The sequence below is a fragment of the Sphingomonas sp. BRN-1R genome (genome assembly GCF_057748035.1).
On record NZ_CM173236.1, the window covers coordinates 1,033,635 to 1,049,935 of the forward strand.

Genomic DNA, 16,301 nt, shown 5'->3' on the forward strand with positions numbered 1-16,301 from the left:
GGACGCAGTTTAAAGTCGGGGCGAGGTTTCGACGCCGCAACCCCCACACGATCTGCGATCACATCCTAGAATATAAGTGACGGGCAACGATCAATCTTTTGCGGCCACTTCAAGCGCACCGAGGGCATCATGAATTTTCTCCAGAACGCAACCATCAGGGCCAAGGTTCTTTCGCTCCTGCTCATCCTGGGTGCGCTGACGCTCGCGATTGCATATTACGCATCGAGTCAGTTGCGGACTGCCGACGCTGCATATTCCAGCCTCACCGACGTCGTGTTGCCAAACAGCACGAAGCTCGCGCGCGCGAACCGGCGCGTTACCGAAATGGGTTTCGCCGCATATCGGACAATTGCCTTCGACAGCGCAAGCGCACAAGCAAAAGCCGCCGCGCACGACGAGAAGTCGGCCTTCGAGGAGGCGTTGAAGCTACTCGGTGACGTCGAGAGCAGCGAGCCCGGCACGACAGCGCGGATCGACACTCTGGCAGCAAAAATCACGAGCGTTCATGATGTGCTTCAGCACGCTATCGCCGAGGGGATGAAGGACCACAATGCCGACGCTACGGAGATCATGAAAAGCGCGAATGACGACATCGTCTCGATTGGCGTCAGTATCAAATCCTTCAACGACACGCGCATCGCGTCGTCGAAAAAGCTGTCCTCTGATCTTTCGGCCGCTGCGGCATCATCCTCATGGGCTCTGCTGACCGGCAGCATCGTCGGCATCTTGGTCGCTCTCGGGCTCGGCGCCTGGATTGTGCTTCATGCGATCGTACGTCCTCTGGACGCGCTTCGCAAAACCATGGAGCGACTTGCGCAGGGCGACCACCACCTCGAGGTGCCTGGCATCGATCGCGGTGACGAACTCGGCAACATGGCGAAAGCAGTGCTCGTCTTCCGAGACGCCGCGGCAGCCAAAGAGCGGGACGATGCCGCCAAAGCCCGCGCCGATGCCGAGCAAAAGATGGTCGTCGCGACGCTGTCGCAAAGCTTGCAGGATCTCTCGAACGGCGATCTGTCCGGTAGCATCGACGCAGAATTCTCGCCGAGCTACGCCAGCGTAAAGGTCAACTTTAACAACGCCGTGCGTGCGCTGCGTGAGCTGATCGGCGCGGTGTCGGACAGCACCGCGCAGATCCGCACGGGTTCGAGCGAGATCGCGCAGGCGTCGGAGGATCTGGCGCGCCGTACCGAGGGCAATGCGGCGAGCCTGGAGGAGACCTCCGCCTCGCTGACGCAGATCGACACGCGGCTTAAGGCGACCGCGAGCGCCGCTGCGCGCACCGTCGAACGCGCCGACAAGGCGATCGAGACGGTCGGCGGCGGGCGCGCGGTGGCGGAGGAAGCGGTCGACGCGATGGGCCGTGTGTCCGAAAGCGCCAAGGGCATCGACGACGTGATCGAGGGGCTCGACAAGATCGCGTTCCAGACGCGCGTTCTCGCCATGAACGCCGCCGTCGAGGCGGGCCGGGCGGGCGATGCGGGGCGCGGCTTCGCGGTGGTCGCCGATCTCGTCTCGGCGCTGGCGATGCGCGCCGAGGAAGAGGCCAAGCGCGCGCGCGACCAGCTCACCGTCACGCAGGGCGACATCGTCACCGCCGTGGCGGCGGTGACGAAGGTGGACAGCGCGCTGTCGGCGATCTCGGGCGACGTCGCGCAGGTCCACGAGCTGCTCAACACGATGGCGGCGGACAATATCGCGCAGTCGGCAGCGGTGACGCAGATCTCGGTGGCGGTGTCGACGATGGACCAGTCGACCCAGCAGAACGCGGCGATGGTGGAGGAGACATCGGCCGCCGCGCGCAACCTGACCAGCGAGGTGCAGGCGCTGACCGAACAGGCCGCGCGCTTCCGCGTCGACGGCAGTCGCAGCCGCACGCCCGCGCGGGCGCAAAGCTATACCTCGCCGGTCAAGCCGCTCCCCAAGGCCGCCGTCGCCGCGCTCACCCGGCCCGTCGAACCGAGCGAGGGCGACTGGAGCCAGTTCTGAACGAGCGGCGTCGTGCCGGTCGCGGCGGCTCACTACGCGAACGGCAACGGCGCTGCTAACGTCATGCTCGTCCTTTCACCACCAACGCACGCATCATAGAGCGCATCTATACAGTCATTGCCGCAAATTCAATTTTGCAAAGCCTGCGCACCCGCTACACTGGTGCGCAGGAGAGATGCCATGACCGACTTCGATTTCGCGCTCGGCGAGACCGCCGACATGATCCGCGAAAGCGCGCAGCGGTTCGCCGCCGACCGGATCGCCCCGCTCGCCGCCGAGATCGACGCGAAGGACTGGTTCCCGCGCGAGCTGTGGCCGGAGATGGGGGCGCTCGGACTCCACGGCATCACCGTGGCGGAGGAGGATGGCGGGCTTGGGTTCGGCTATCTCGATCATGTCGTCGCGCAGGAGGAGGTGGCGCGCGCCTCCGCCTCGATCGGGCTCAGCTATGGCGCGCATTCGAACCTGTGCGTCAACCAGATCCGCCGCTGGGGCTCGCCCGAGCAGAAGGCGCGTTACCTGCCGAAACTCATCTCCGGCGAGCATGTCGGCAGCCTTGCCATGTCGGAAGCCGGCGCCGGTTCCGACGTGGTGTCGATGAAGCTGAAGGCCGAGAAGCGCGGCGACCGTTATGTGCTGAACGGCACCAAATTCTGGATCACCAATGCGGCTTACGCTGACACTCTGGTGGTCTATGCCAAGACGGGCGAGGGATCGAAGGGGATCACCACCTTCCTGATCGAGAAGGGCATGAAAGGTTTCTCGATCGGGCAGAAGATCGACAAGGTCGGTATGCGCGGCTCGCCGACCGCCGAGCTGGTGTTCGACGATTGCGAAGTTCCGGAGGAAAACATCATGGGGCCGCTCAACGGCGGCGTCGGTATCCTGATGTCCGGCCTCGACTATGAGCGCACCGTGCTGGCGGGCATCCAGCTCGGCATCATGCAGGCGTGCCTCGACGTGGTGCTGCCCTATGTCCGCGAACGCAGGCAGTTCGGCAAGCCAATCGGCGCGTTCCAGCTTATGCAGGCCAAAATCGCCGACATGTACGTCGCGCTCAACAGCGCGCGCGCCTATGTCTATGCGGTCGCGAAGGCGTGTGATGCGGGCCGCACGACGCGCTTCGACGCCGCGGGCGCGATCCTGTTGGCGAGCGAGAATGCCGTGAAGGTCTCGTTGGAGGCGGTGCAGGCGCTCGGCGGCGCGGGCTATACCAAGGACTGGCCGGTCGAGCGGTTCATGCGCGACGCGAAGCTGCTCGACATCGGTGCCGGCACCAACGAGATCCGCCGCATGCTGATCGGCCGCGAACTGATCGGCGCGTCGGAACGGATCGCCCAGTGAGCGCGCCGGTCCTCGACAGCAAGATCCTGACCGCGAGCGAGACGTTCGCCGCCAACGCCGGCCACAACCGCGCGCTGGTCGATCGCCTGCGCGTGGCGGTAGCTCAGGCGGCGAGCGGCGGATCGGAGGCGGCGCGCGCCAAGCATGTCGCGCGCGGCAAGCTGCTGCCGCGCGCGCGGGTGGAGCGGTTGCTGGACCCGGGGTCGCCGTTTCTGGAGGTGGGCCAACTGGCCGCCAACGGCTTGTACGGCGACGAGGTGCCGGGTGCGGGCATCATCGCCGGCATCGGCCGCGTCTCCGGTCGGCAGGTGATGATCGCCTGCAACGACGCGACGGTGAAGGGCGGCACCTATTTCCCGCTCACCGTGAAGAAGCATCTGCGCGCGCAGGAGATCGCGCTCGAGAACCGGCTGCCGTGCGTCTATCTGGTCGACAGCGGCGGCGCGAACCTGCCCAACCAGGCCGAGGTGTTCCCCGACCGCGATCATTTCGGCCGCATCTTCTTCAATCAGGCGACCATGTCGGCGCACGGCATCGCTCAGATCGCCTGCGTGATGGGAAGCTGCACGGCGGGCGGCGCCTATGTTCCCGCCATGTCGGACGAGAGCGTGATCGTGCGCAACCAGGGCACGATCTTCCTCGCCGGGCCGCCGCTGGTGCAGGCGGCGACGGGCGAGGTGATCTCTGCCGAGGATCTCGGCGGGGGCGATCTGCACGGGCGCAAGTCGGGCGTGGTCGATCACGTCGCCGAAAATGACGAACACGCGCTTACGATCGTGCGCGATATCGTCTCGACGCTCCGGCCGGACCGCACACCCGATCTCGACCTGCGCCCGCCGGTGCCGCCGAAATACGCGCCGGAGGAGCTGTACGGCATCATCCCGCAGGACGTGCGTGCGCCCTATGACGTGCGCGAGGTGATCGCGCGGCTGGTCGACGGCAGCGCGTTCCATGAGTTCAAGGCGCTGTACGGCACGACCCTGGTGTGCGGCTTCGCGCATATCTGGGGCATGCCAGTCGCGATCCTCGCCAACAACGGCGTGCTGTTCTCCGAAAGCGCGCTGAAGGGGGCGCACTTCATCGAACTGGCCTGCCAGCGGCGTATTCCGCTGCTGTTCCTCCAGAACATCTCGGGCTTCATGGTCGGCGGCAAATATGAGGCGGAGGGCATCGCGAAGAACGGTGCGAAGCTCGTCACCGCCGTCGCCACCGCGAGCGTTCCCAAGATCACCGTGCTGATCGGCGGCAGCTTCGGCGCGGGCAATTACGGCATGTGCGGGCGCGCCTATCAACCGCGCTTCCTGTTCAGTTGGCCCAACGCACGGATCAGCGTGATGGGCGGCGAGCAGGCGGCGAGCGTGCTCGCCACCGTCCACCGCGATGCGGCGAACTGGTCTTCGGAGGAGGCGGAGGCGTACAAGGCGCCGATCCGCCAGAAATACGAGGACGAGGGCAATTCCTATTACGCCACCGCGCGGCTGTGGGACGATGGCATCATCGACCCCGCGCAGACGCGCGACGTGCTGGGTCTGGCCTTTGCCGCGACGCTCAACGCCCCCGTGCCCGACGCCGCGCGCTTCGGCGTGTTCCGGATGTGATGGCGATGCGCATGCGATCCCTGCTGTTCGTGCCGGGCGACCGACCCGAGCGCTTCGCCAAGGCGGCCGCCTCGGGTGCCGACTCGCTGATCCTCGATCTCGAGGACTCGGTCGCGCCCGACCGCAAAGGTTTCGCGCGAGAGGCGGTGGCCGAATGGCTCGCCGACGGTTCGGCCGTCCCGAGTTTCGTGCGCATCAACCCGCTCGACAGCGCGACGATCGACGACGATCTAGCGGTAGTGGCGGGCGGCCGACCCTATGGCGTCCTGCTGCCCAAGGCGGAGGGCGCGGCGTCGGTGCGTGCGCTGCTCGACCGCGCCGGGCCGTCGCTGCCGCCGATCCTGCCGATCGCGACCGAGACGCCGGCGGCGATCTTCGAGCTGGGCAGCTATCGCAGTGTCGCGCAGCATCTCGCCGGGGTGACCTGGGGCGCGGAAGACCTGCCCGCCGCGATCGGCGCGCAGAGCGCGCGCGAGGCGGACGGCAGCTATACCGCGCCGTATGAGATGGTTCGCGCGCTCACCCTGTTCGCTGCGCACGCTGCCGGGGTCGCGGCGATTGAGACGATTTTCCCGCGTATCGACGCGGCCGACGCACTTGCCGCATATGTCGCACGGGCGTGCCGCGATGGCTTCACCGGTATGATGGCGATTCACCCCACGCAGATCGCCGCGATCAACGCCGGCTTCACGCCCACCGCCGAGGCGGTGGCGCGGGCGCGGGCGATCGTCGAGGCTTTCGCCGCCGCGCCCGGGGTCGGCGCGCTGAAACTCGACGGCAAGATGGTCGATCGCCCGCATCTGGTGCAGGCGCGCCGCATCCTCGACCTTGCAGGAGACCCGGCATGATCGGCTCGCTTCTTATCGCCAATCGCGGCGAGATCGCCTGCCGCATCATCCGCACCGCGCGCCGGCTCGGCGTGCGGACGGTGGCAGTTTATTCGGACGCGGATGCCGACGCGCTGCACGTGCGCGAGGCGGACGCGGCGGTGCATATCGGCGCATCCCCTGCGCGCGAGAGCTATCTGGTCGGCGAACGGATCATCGCCGCCGCGCAGGCGAGTGGCGCCGAGGCGATCCATCCCGGCTACGGCTTCCTCTCCGAAAACGCCGGCTTTGCGGCAGCGGTGGCGGATGCCGGGCTTGTGTGGGTCGGCCCGACGCCATCCTCGATCACCGCGATGGGGCTGAAGGACGCCGCCAAGACGCTGATGGCGGCGGCCGGCGTGCCGGTCACGCCCGGCTATATGGGCGAGCGGCAGGACGCCGGCTTCCTTGCCGCGGAGGCTGACAAGATCGGCTATCCGGTGCTCATCAAGGCGGTGGCGGGCGGCGGTGGCAAGGGCATGCGGCTGGTCGAGCGGCCCGAGGATTTCGCCGACGCGCTTGCCTCGTGCCAGCGCGAGGCGGCATCCTCGTTCGGCAACGCGCATGTGTTGATCGAAAAGTATATCCAGCGGCCGCGCCACATCGAGGTGCAGGTGTTCGGCGACACGCACGGTAACATCGTCCACCTGTTCGAGCGCGATTGCAGCCTGCAACGCCGCCACCAGAAGGTGATCGAGGAAGCGCCAGCGCCCGGCATGGACGAGGCGACCCGCGCCTCGTTGTGCGCGGCGGCGGTGAAGGCGGCGGCGGCGGTCGATTACGTCGGCGCGGGCACGATCGAGTTCATCGCCGATGCGAGCGAGGGCCTGCGCGCCGACCGCATCTGGTTCATGGAGATGAACACCCGTCTTCAGGTCGAGCATCCGGTGACGGAGGAGATCACCGGGATCGATCTGGTCGAATGGCAGCTTCGCGTCGCATCGGGCGAGCCGCTGCCGCGCCGGCAGGAGGAGCTGACGATCGGCGGCTGGGCGATGGAGGCGAGGCTCTATGCGGAAGACCCGGCCAAAGGCTTCCTGCCGTCGATCGGCACGCTCGACCTGCTGCGCTTCGGCGCGGTCGAAGGCGGGCGCGTCGACACCGGCGTCTATCAGGGCGCGGAGGTTTCGCCCTTCTACGATCCGATGATCGCCAAGCTGATCGCGCGCGGCGCGACCCGCGACGAAGCGCGCGTCCGGCTGCGTGCCGAGATCGCCGGCAGCGCGGTATGGCCGGTCAGGACCAACGCCGCCTTCCTCGTCAAGGCGCTGGAGCATCCGGCCTTCGTCGCCGGCGATGTCGATACCGGGCTGATCGGCCGCGATGGTGCGGAGATGGCGGAGCCGCCCGCGCCCTCGGCCGCCGCGCTGACCGAGGCGGCGCAAACGCTGGTTGCGAGCAACCGCCGGTTCGGCTTCCGCCTCAACGCCGCGCCACGCCGGACCGCGACGTTTCTGCTTGACGGTGAGGCTGTCGAGGTGACGCTGGCGGGTGGCAGCGCCGTGCCGGTGGAGTCAACCCTCGTGGTCGAGAACGGACAGGTATGGCGGCTCGCGCCATTCCGTGCGGCGGCAGGGGCGGGGGGCGCCGCCGCGACCGGCACGATCCTGTCGCCGATGCCGGGCCGCATCATCGCGGTCGATGTGGCGGCGGGCGATGCCGTCACCAAGGGGCAGAAGCTGCTCACGCTGGAGGCGATGAAGATGGAACACACGCTGGTCGCGCCGTTCGACGGCACCGTCGCGGAACTCAACGCCACCGCCGGCGCGCAGGTGCAGGTCGAGGCGCTGCTCGCGCGCATCGAAGTGAAAGACGCATAATGGCCGGCAGGCATTTCGACGAGTGGCAGGTGGGTGACCGAATCGAGCATGAGATCCGCCGCACCGTCACCGAAACCGACAATCTGCTGTTTTCGGTGATGACGCATAATCCGCAACCGCTGCACATCGACGCGGAAGCGGCCAAGGCGTCGGAGTTCGGCCAGATCCTCGTCAACGGCACCTTCACCTTCGCGCTGATGGTCGGTCTCACCGTCGCCGACACCACGCTCGGCACGCTCGTCGCCAACCTCGGCTATGACAAGCTGGTGATGCCCAAGCCCGTCTTCATCGGCGATACGCTGCGCGCCGCCAGCGACGTCACCGGTTTGCGCGAGAGCGGGTCGCGGCCAAATGCCGGCATCGTCACCTTCGCGCACGAACTCATCAACCAGCGCCACGAGGTGGTGTGCAAATGCCTTCGCATGGCCCTGCTCAAGACGCGCAATGCATGATGTGACGACTGCGCCGTTGGCATGTGGGTGCGATCCGCTATCTGCGGCGCACCGGCGTTGAAGGTCAGGCGACCGTAACCGCCACCACTTCGATCGCATCGGCCTTGCCGCCGTAATCGACCGTCTCGCCAACTTCAGCGCCCATCATCGCGCGCGCGAGCGGGGCGGAGAAGGCGAGGCGGCCTGCCGCCGGATCGCTCTCGTCGAAGCCGACGATCTCGATTTCGCGCAGCCCGCCGTTCAGCGTGAACGCCACGCGCGTGCCGATCGCGACGTGATCGCCGGTGGCAGGCGGTGCCACTTCGGCAGTGGTCTCGCGCGTCGACCAATAGCGCAGGTCGCGTTCGGCGACGTCGCGTTCGTCGCCCTCGGGCGCGGCGGCGGCGAGCGCGCGGAAATGCGCGACCTGTTCGCCGATCAGCGCGAGCCCGCGCGGCGTGACGCGGTTGGGGCCGGGCGGGATCGGCAGTTCGAACCGGGGTTCCTTATGCTCCTCGTCGCTCTCGCGCCGGAATGCCACGCTCACAATTGTCTCTCCTGATCCGCTTGTCCGCCATTGTCGCGCGTTTGTAACACCGCGTCCAAGGGATTGTGCGGCCGGTCAGTCGCGCCGGTCGCCCGCCACGCCGCTCTCGCGCAGCCGTGCGGAGGCCTCGCGCTCGATCTGCTGCAACTCGTGGATCGTCTCCTCCAGCGCGGCGCGCTGATGTTCGAGATCGGCGAGACGCTCGCGCACCCGGTTCGCCAGCCGCGACATCTGCTCGGCATGGAGCGGATCGACGTCGTAGAGGTCGAGGAACTCCTTGATCTCGCGGATCGAGAAGCCGAGCCGCTTGCCGCGCAGGATGAGCTGCATGCGGCCCACGTCCCGCTTGGAATAGATCCGCGTGCTGCCGATCCGCTGCGGCTCGATCAGGCCCTTGTCCTCGTAGAAGCGTAACGTCCGCTGCGTCACGCCGAGCTGCTGCGCGACTTCCTGAATGCCCTTGCGCGTCTCGTCGGCCGGTTCCTTGCGGACCGCCGCGCGCATCGTGTCGAGGCGGCTCTGGCCCGGTGTCGTCACGGCGAGGCCCGCTCGCGCGTGTGTGGATGCGTGTCGTTCATGCCCGCTGCTTTCGTGCTGCCCGCGCCGGTTCGATCAACAAGGCGGGATGAGAATCAAGGACTTTCGCCCGGTCAGGCGCGTCGCGCGCGATCTTCGGCGACCAGTTCCTTTTTGGAGAGTTTGCCGATCAGCGTCTTGGGCAGGCTGTCGCGGACCTCGAACTCCTTGGGCACCTCGATCTTGCTCAGCCGTTCTTCGAGGAAGCGCTTGAGATCGGGGACGGTCAGTTCCATCCCCTCGTGCAGCGCGACGAACAATTTCGGCGACTGACCGCGATAGGCGTCGGGAATGGCGATCGCGATCGCTTCCTTGATAGCGGGATGCTGATAGGCGGCATCCTCGATCATGCGCGGATAGACGTTGTAGCCGCCGCACAGGATCACGTCCTTGATACGATCGACCAGGAACAGATAGCCGTCGCCATCGAGATAGCCGATATCGCCGGTGCGAAGCGCGCCATCGACGAACACCGCCTCGGTGTCGGCGGGGCGTTGCCAATAGCCTTTCATGATCTGCGGCCCGCGCGCGCAGACCTCGCCGCGCTCGCCCTGGGGCAGGAGGCGGTGCGGCTCGGCAGGATCGCGGATTTCGAGGATCGTGCCGGGGAAGTGCGGGCCGCAACTGTCGTTCTTCACCAGCCCGTCGAGCGGGTTGCAGGCGATGATCGGCGAGGATTCGGACAGGCCGTAACCCTCCACCACGCGCCCGCCGGTACGTCGTTCGAACGTCTCGCGGATCTCGAGCGGCAGCGGCGCGCCGCCCGAGATGCACGCGCGCACGCGGGAGAGGTCGGGCACCTGCTGCTGGGGCAGGTCGTTCATCGCCGCATAGATGGTCGGCACGCCGAAGAATTGCGTCGGCGGCTTGCGCTTCATCGTGGCGAGCATCTGCGCCATGTTGAAGCGCGGCAGCAGCACCATCTCCGCGCCGATCTCGACCGAGAAATTGAGCACGGTGGTCAGCGCAAAGACGTGGAACATCGGCAGCACGCCCAGCGTGCGCTCCTGATGAGGTTTGCGGCCGCCGACATGCTCCAGCATCTGCGCGCTGTTGGCGGTCAGATTGGCGTGGGTGAGCATCGCGCCCTTGGGTACGCCGGTGGTGCCGCCGGTATATTGCAGCACGGCGACGTCGTCGGGGCTCTGCGCGACCGGATCGGGCGCGGCATGGTTGGACAGCAGCGCACGCAGCCGGATCGTATGGCCCTCGTCGGCGACGCGGGCATGGTCCTTGCGCTTGAAGACGAGGAAGCCGATCGCCTGCGCCATCGGCAGCATGTCGGCCATGCCGCACAGCACGATCTGCTCGATGCCGGCGGCGGTCGCGACCGCCTGCACCTTGTCGTGGATCGCGGCGAGATCGGGCACCGCGATCATCCGCGTGCCCGAGTCGCGGATCTGATGGTCGAGTTCCTGCTCGGTATAGAGCGGGTTGAACTGCACCACGATCGCCCCGACCCGCAGCGCCGCGAAGTACAGCACCACGAAATAGGGGCAATTGGGCAGGCAGAGGCCGAAGCGGTCGCCCGGCTTCAGCCCCCGATCCTGAAGCCCCCGCGCCGCATGATCGACCAAGGTGCCCAGCGCCTTGTACGTCCACGTCCGACCGAGGAAGTCGATCGCGATCCGCTCGGGCCAGGTGGCGACCGCATGGTCGAGCAGATCGCCCAGCAGACGCGGGCGCATGACGAAGCGGTCCTGGTGGTCGACCGGCGGGGCGGGGGCGGGCATCATCGCGTCAGAACCGGAACCGGCCGCCGAGCGACAGCACGACCGCGCTCGCCTTCTGGAGTTCGCCGTTGACGAGGATCGGCGTTTGCGCGGCGGTGCCGGCATAGGCCGCGGTCAGCCGATCGATCTTCGCGTTCTTGAACATGATGTAGGAGACGGCGGTGTCCACTGTGAACGCCTTCGTCACCGCGATGCTGGCGCCGGTGGCGAAGTTCCAGCGGTCGCTGTCGGGCACGCGCGCGTCGCGGTCACCATCGCTGGTGGGGCTCTCGTCATGCTGCACGCCCGCGCGCAAGGTGATCTGGCGCGCGACCGCCACGTCGACGCCGCCCGCGAAGCTCCACGTATCGTGATACCCCTCGGGGATCGCGACGTTGAGCGGCGCGCCGATCCGGATCGCGTCGAATTCGGACCAGCCCGAGCGCACGGCTTGCGCGTTGAGCGTCACCTTGGGGGTGACTGCGGCGCGCGCGCCGAACGTCACCTGCCACGGCGTGGTGAACGTCGCATCGGTCGCGATCCGGCCGTTCTGCGCGGCAAGCGGGCCGAGCAGGCCGGCGGTCGTCACCGAACCTTCGAGCTTGTGCTTGATCTTGGACTTGTAGCTTGCGCCCAGCGTGATCGGCCCGGCGCGATATTGCGCGCCGACCGTATAGCCGAAGTCCCAGCCGTTGCCCTTCAGCTCCTGATGCCCGTCGGCGAGCAGCGGCGACAGGTTGGGGAGCGCGTTGGAGAGCGTGGCGTCCGAATATTCGGCGTTGAGCGCCGCGCCGATCGCGATCTGCGGCGTCACCATGAACGCGACCGAGGGCTGGAGATCATAGGTGCGCAGCTTGGTGCGGTCGGCGGTGTAGCGGACCCAGCTCGTCGCCGGATAATCGGTGGTGAAGCTGAACGGCGAGGTGGCGGCGAGGCCGATGCTGAGCCGCGGCGTGATCGCGCACGATACCGCGCCGGAGGGGAGCAGGCCGTCGCGGATCGGATTGTTGCTGACGACGTCCCCGCCGACCGCGCGCGGCGCCTGACCGGGACGCACGATCACCGTACCCTTGTTGACGACATTGCCCTTGGGGAGGATGCCGCTTGCGCCGAGCGAGCCCGCACAGCCCTGCTGGTCGGCGATCGATGCCGGGTTCCACCACAGCGACTCCGGCCCCTGATCCGCGACTTCGCCCGAGAAGGCGCGGCCCGCGCCCTTCACCGACTGTTCCTGAAGATAGAAAGCGCTTGCGTGCGCCGCCCCGGAATAGGCAAAAAACACCACCGGCATTGCCGCCAGCGAGGAAATCTTCCGGAAATTTCGCATGTAATCCTCCAATCCTAACGTCTTTTGTTTTGTCGCCGTGATCCTGGGATCAGCGGATGCGCGTCCACACCTGCGTCTTGCACAACGGCCAGACGATGCAGCCCTTCAGCTTGATCTGGTTGGCATCGGCAGGCGTCAGCGTGGCGGTATAGGTGCCGCCGTCCTCGGCATTGTAGATCGTGCCGCCGCCCCACGCGCCCGCCTTCCAGGCGAATCCTTCGAGGATCGTCAGCCCTTTGAGCGCGCGCGAACGCTTCGCCGCATCCTTGTTCTTGATGTCCTTGAGGTGCGGATCGGCGCGCAGGCCATCCGATTCGAGGAGTGATCCGCAGATCGACGCACCGCACTTCGCGATCTCGACCACGCCGTGCCGAACCGGCGTCTGCCAGCGCCCGATCACCATATCCGGAGCGGCCGCATAGGCCGCCGCTGCTGCCAAAAGCTCAATCATCCTCTCTCCTCCGGCCTTGCGCGCGCCGGTTGATCCGACACGCTGGCCCGCACGTTTCCGCATCGGCGGTGGAACGCGAATCGCACTTTGCCGCAAAAATCAGTTGACGTATAGGTCAATTATCGCACCATTAGGGGATGGTGAGCGGGACGGTGATTCCCGAAGACCTTTGGAGAGGCTGTTCGATGCGCGACGTGGTTATCGCGGGCTATGCCCGCTCCCCCTTTCATCTCGCCGGCAAGGGCGCGCTCGCCCGCGTCCGCCCCGACGATCTCGCCGCCACGGTGATTCGCGGGCTGATCGAGCGGACCGGCGTGAAGGCGGAGGATATCGAGGACATCATCCTCGGCTGCGCCTTCCCGGAAGGCGAACAGGGCTTCAACATCGCGCGCCTCGTCGGCTTGCTCGCCGATCTGCCGCTGTCGGTCGGCGGGATGACCGTGAACCGCTTCTGCGGCTCCTCGATGAGCGCGATCCATATCGCCGCCGGGCAGATCCAGCTCGGCGCGGGCGAGACGTTCATCTGCGCCGGTGTCGAGGCGATGAGCCGGGTGCCGATGATGGGCTTCAACCCGCTTCCCAATCCGGCGCTCGCCAAGAAAAGCGCCGCCTATATGAGCATGGGCGACACTGCCGAGAACGTCGCGCGCAAATACCAGATCACCCGCGAACAGCAGGAAGCCTTCGCGGTGTCGAGCCAGGACAAGGCGGCGGCGGCGGTCGCGGGCGGCAAGCTCGATGCCGAGATCGTGCCGATCACCACCAAGGCGGGCTTGGTCGACAAGGACGGCACGCCGCGCGCGGGGACCACGGCGGAGGCGCTTGCCGGATTGAAGCCCGCGTTCAGCCAGGACGGCACGGTGACGGCGGGCACCGCCTCGCCGCTGACCGACGGCGCGAGCGCGGTGCTGGTGACGAGCGAGGAGTACGCGCGCGCCAACGGCCTGACCATCCTCGCGCGGATCAAGGCGGTGGCGGTGTCGGGCTGCTCGCCCGAGATCATGGGCATCGGCCCCGTCGAGGCGAGCCGCAAGGCGCTCGCCCGCGCCGGTGTCGAGGTTGGACAGCTCGATGTGGTCGAGCTGAACGAGGCGTTCGCCAGTCAGGCATTGGCCTGCATCGGTGACCTCGGGCTCGATCAGGCCAAGGTCAATCTCGACGGCGGCGCGATCGCGATAGGCCATCCGCTCGGCGCAACCGGCGCGCGCATCGTCGGCAAGGCGGCGGCGCTGCTCAGCCGCGAGGGCGGGAAATATGCGCTCGCCACCCAGTGCATCGGCGGCGGGCAGGGCATCGCGACGGTGCTGGAGTCGGTGGAATGAGCGATATTAAAAAGGTCTGCGTGATCGGCGCGGGCACGATGGGCGCAGGGATAGCCGCGCAGGTCGCCAATGCCGGCGTGCCGGTGCTGCTGCTCGACATCGTGCGCGACCCTGCCGACCGCAACGCGGTCGCGGCGGGCGCGGTGGCGAAGATGCTCAAGACCGAGCCCGCGCCGTTCATGTCCAAGGCGGCGGCCAAGCTGGTCGAAGTCGGCAACATCGAGGACGATCTCGCCCGTGTCGCCGAATGCGACTGGATCGTCGAGGCGATCGTCGAGCGGATCGACCTCAAGCAATCGCTGTACGAGAAGCTGGAGGCGGTGCGCCGGCCGGGCACGGCCGTATCGTCGAACACCTCGACCATCCCGCTCGCGAACCTGACCGCCGGTCGTTCCGAGGCGTTCGCGCGCGATTTCCTCATCACACACTTCTTCAACCCGCCGCGCTACATGCGGCTGCTCGAAATCGTCTCGGCTCCCGCGACCGACGCCGCGCTGGTTGCGCGCGTCGCTGATTTCGCCGATCGCCGCATGGGCAAGACGATCGTCCACGCCAAGGACACGCCCGGCTTCATCGCCAACCGCGTCGGCACCTTCTGGATCCAGGCGGCGCTCAACGCCGCGTTCGACCTCGGCCTCACCGTCGAGGAAGCCGATGCGATCGCGGGCAAGCCGATGGGCGTGCCCAAGACCGGCGTGTTCGGGCTGGTCGATCTGGTTGGCATCGACCTGATGCCGCATCTGCAAAAGAGCCTCACCGAGACGCTCAGCCCGGACGATCCCTATCAGGCGATCTCGGCGATCCCGCCGCTGATTGAGCGGATGATCGCGGACGGCTATACCGGCCGCAAGGGCAAGGGCGGCTTCTACCGGATCAACCGCGAGGCCGGGAAACGCAAGGAGGCGATCGACCTCGCCAGCGGCGAATATCGCCCGGTCGTCACGCCGGCGTCGCTGCCGGGTGGCGCGGCGAAGGGCGATCTTGCCGCGCTGCTCAGCGTTCCCGGCAAGGTCGGCGCGTACGCCTGGGCGATCCTCGGCGCGACGCTCTCCTACGCCGCCAGCCTCGTGCCCGAAGCGGCTGACGATATCGTCGGCGTCGATACCGCGATGAAGCTCGGCTACAACTGGACCTTCGGCCCGTTCGAGCTGATCGACAAGATCGGCGCGGCCAAGCTCGCCGAGCGGCTCGCCGCCGAGGGCAAGCCGGTGCCCGCGATCCTCGGCCTCGCGGGGGAGCGCAGCTTCTACCGGGTCGAGGGTGGCAAGCGCCAGTTCCTCGGGCTCGACGGCACGTATCACGACGTGGCGCGCCCTGACGGCGTGCTGCTGCTCGCAGATGTGAAGCTCACCGCCAAGCCGCTGGTCAAGACCGCATCCGCCGCATTGTGGGACGTGGGTGATGGCGTCGCCGCGCTCGAATTCACCGGCAAGATGAACGCGCTCGACGGTGAGGTGATGAAGGCGATCGGCCTTGCCATTCCCATCGTCACGGAGAAGTTCAAGGCGTTGGTCGTCTATAACGAGGGCAGCAATTTCTCGGCCGGCGCCAATCTCGGCCTCGCCATGTTCGCGCTCAACATCGCGGCGTGGGGCGAGATCGACAAGCTCGTCGCAGGCGGGCAGGAGGCGTACAAGGCGCTCAAATATGCGCCGTTCCCGGTGGTGAGCGCGCCGTTCGGCATGGCGCTCGGCGGCGGGTGCGAGATGCTGCTCAACAGCGATGCGGTGCAGGCACACGCCGAGACCTACACCGGCCTCGTCGAATGCGGCGTCGGGCTGATCCCCGGCTGGGGCGGGTGCGGCGAGATGCTCGACCGCTGGCGGAGTGACCCGACCATGCCCAAGGGCCCGATGCCCGCGGTTGCGAAGGTGTTCGAGACCGTCTCGACCGCGACCGTCTCCAAGTCGGCGGCGCAGGCCAAGGAATATGGTTTCCTGCGCCCCGACGACGGCATCACCATGAACCGCGACCGGCTGCTCGCCGACGCCAAGGCCAGGGCGCTCTCGCTGGCCGAGGGATACGAGCCGCCCAAGCCACCCGAGTTCCGCCTGCCGGGCGTGAGCGGGCGGACCGCGCTCGGCATGGCGGTTGAGGGCTTCCAGGCGCGCGGCCTCGCCACCGACTATGACGGCGTGGTGTCGGGCTTCCTCGCCGACGTGCTGACCGGCGGCGAGGCCGATCTGGTCGATACCGTCACCGAAGCCGATCTGCTCGCGCTCGAACGCAAGGCCTTCATGAAGCTGGTGCGCGACCCCCGCACGCAGGCCCGGATCGAGCATATCCTCGACACCGGCAAACCGCTCCGCAATTGAGAG

13 protein-coding genes are annotated in these 16,301 nt (G+C 67.3%); 8 read left to right on the forward strand and 5 right to left on the reverse strand.

Going from position 1 to position 16,301, the window contains the following annotated elements; genetic code table 11:
* Window positions 1-129 precede the first annotated feature (129 nt).
* The 6 genes from AC3ANX_RS04720 to AC3ANX_RS04745 all read left to right on the forward strand — a co-directional run bounded on the left by AC3ANX_RS04720 (window position 130) and on the right by AC3ANX_RS04745 (window position 8,069).
* On the forward strand, window positions 130-1,989 hold the full coding sequence (locus AC3ANX_RS04720) for a methyl-accepting chemotaxis protein (protein ID WP_488335874.1): 1,860 nt from the start codon (window positions 130-132) through the stop codon (window positions 1,987-1,989).
* A 180-nt stretch (window positions 1,990-2,169) separates the two neighbouring features.
* Window positions 2,170-3,333, forward strand: a complete 1,164-nt coding sequence (locus AC3ANX_RS04725; RefSeq protein ID WP_488335875.1) for an isovaleryl-CoA dehydrogenase — start codon at window positions 2,170-2,172, stop codon at window positions 3,331-3,333.
* On the forward strand, window positions 3,330-4,931 hold the full coding sequence (locus tag AC3ANX_RS04730) for a carboxyl transferase domain-containing protein (protein ID WP_488335876.1): 1,602 nt from the start codon (window positions 3,330-3,332) through the stop codon (window positions 4,929-4,931). The genes AC3ANX_RS04725 and AC3ANX_RS04730 overlap by 4 nt, the downstream gene beginning before the upstream one ends.
* Before the next feature lie 5 nt (window positions 4,932-4,936).
* Window positions 4,937-5,779 (forward strand): HpcH/HpaI aldolase/citrate lyase family protein, encoded by an 843-nt coding sequence (locus AC3ANX_RS04735; protein WP_488335877.1) that lies wholly within the window; start codon window positions 4,937-4,939, stop codon window positions 5,777-5,779.
* Entirely contained in the window at window positions 5,776-7,617 is a 1,842-nt protein-coding gene (locus AC3ANX_RS04740) for an acetyl/propionyl/methylcrotonyl-CoA carboxylase subunit alpha (RefSeq protein ID WP_488335878.1), read from the forward strand. The genes AC3ANX_RS04735 and AC3ANX_RS04740 overlap by 4 nt, the downstream gene beginning before the upstream one ends.
* A complete protein-coding gene (locus AC3ANX_RS04745; protein WP_488335879.1) occupies window positions 7,617-8,069 on the forward strand; it encodes a MaoC family dehydratase in 453 nt (150 codons plus the stop codon). Before AC3ANX_RS04740 ends, AC3ANX_RS04745 begins: the two co-directional genes overlap by 1 nt.
* Before the next feature lie 64 nt (window positions 8,070-8,133).
* Here the strand turns inward: AC3ANX_RS04745 and AC3ANX_RS04750 are convergent, their stop codons facing one another.
* The 5 genes from AC3ANX_RS04750 to AC3ANX_RS04770 all read right to left on the reverse strand — a co-directional run bounded on the left by AC3ANX_RS04750 (window position 8,134) and on the right by AC3ANX_RS04770 (window position 12,661).
* Window positions 8,134-8,595 carry a GreA/GreB family elongation factor gene (locus AC3ANX_RS04750; RefSeq protein ID WP_488335880.1) on the reverse strand — a complete coding sequence of 154 codons (462 nt, stop codon included), beginning with the start codon at window positions 8,593-8,595 and terminating at the stop codon, window positions 8,134-8,136.
* A gap of 75 nt (window positions 8,596-8,670) precedes the next feature.
* Window positions 8,671-9,099: a MerR family transcriptional regulator gene (locus AC3ANX_RS04755; RefSeq protein WP_488336884.1), complete on the reverse strand. Its 429-nt coding sequence runs from the start codon at window positions 9,097-9,099 to the stop codon at window positions 8,671-8,673.
* Window positions 9,100-9,245: 146 nt separating this feature from the next.
* Window positions 9,246-10,907, reverse strand: coding sequence for a long-chain-fatty-acid--CoA ligase (locus AC3ANX_RS04760; RefSeq protein ID WP_488335881.1), 1,662 nt, complete (start codon window positions 10,905-10,907; stop codon window positions 9,246-9,248).
* A gap of 4 nt (window positions 10,908-10,911) precedes the next feature.
* Window positions 10,912-12,210, reverse strand: coding sequence for an OmpP1/FadL family transporter (locus AC3ANX_RS04765; RefSeq protein WP_488335882.1), 1,299 nt, complete (start codon window positions 12,208-12,210; stop codon window positions 10,912-10,914).
* 49 nt (window positions 12,211-12,259) lie between these two features.
* The gene (locus AC3ANX_RS04770) at window positions 12,260-12,661 is read right to left on the reverse strand and encodes a DUF2147 domain-containing protein (protein ID WP_488335883.1); all 402 of its coding nucleotides are present in this window, start codon (window positions 12,659-12,661) and stop codon (window positions 12,260-12,262) included.
* A 185-nt stretch (window positions 12,662-12,846) separates the two neighbouring features.
* Here AC3ANX_RS04770 and AC3ANX_RS04775 point away from each other — a divergent pair, with 185 nt between their 5' ends.
* A complete protein-coding gene (locus tag AC3ANX_RS04775; RefSeq protein WP_488335884.1) occupies window positions 12,847-13,983 on the forward strand; it encodes a thiolase family protein in 1,137 nt (378 codons plus the stop codon).
* Entirely contained in the window at window positions 13,980-16,298 is a 2,319-nt protein-coding gene (locus AC3ANX_RS04780) for a 3-hydroxyacyl-CoA dehydrogenase/enoyl-CoA hydratase family protein (protein WP_488335885.1), read from the forward strand. Before AC3ANX_RS04775 ends, AC3ANX_RS04780 begins: the two co-directional genes overlap by 4 nt.
* Window positions 16,299-16,301: the final 3 nt, after the last annotated feature.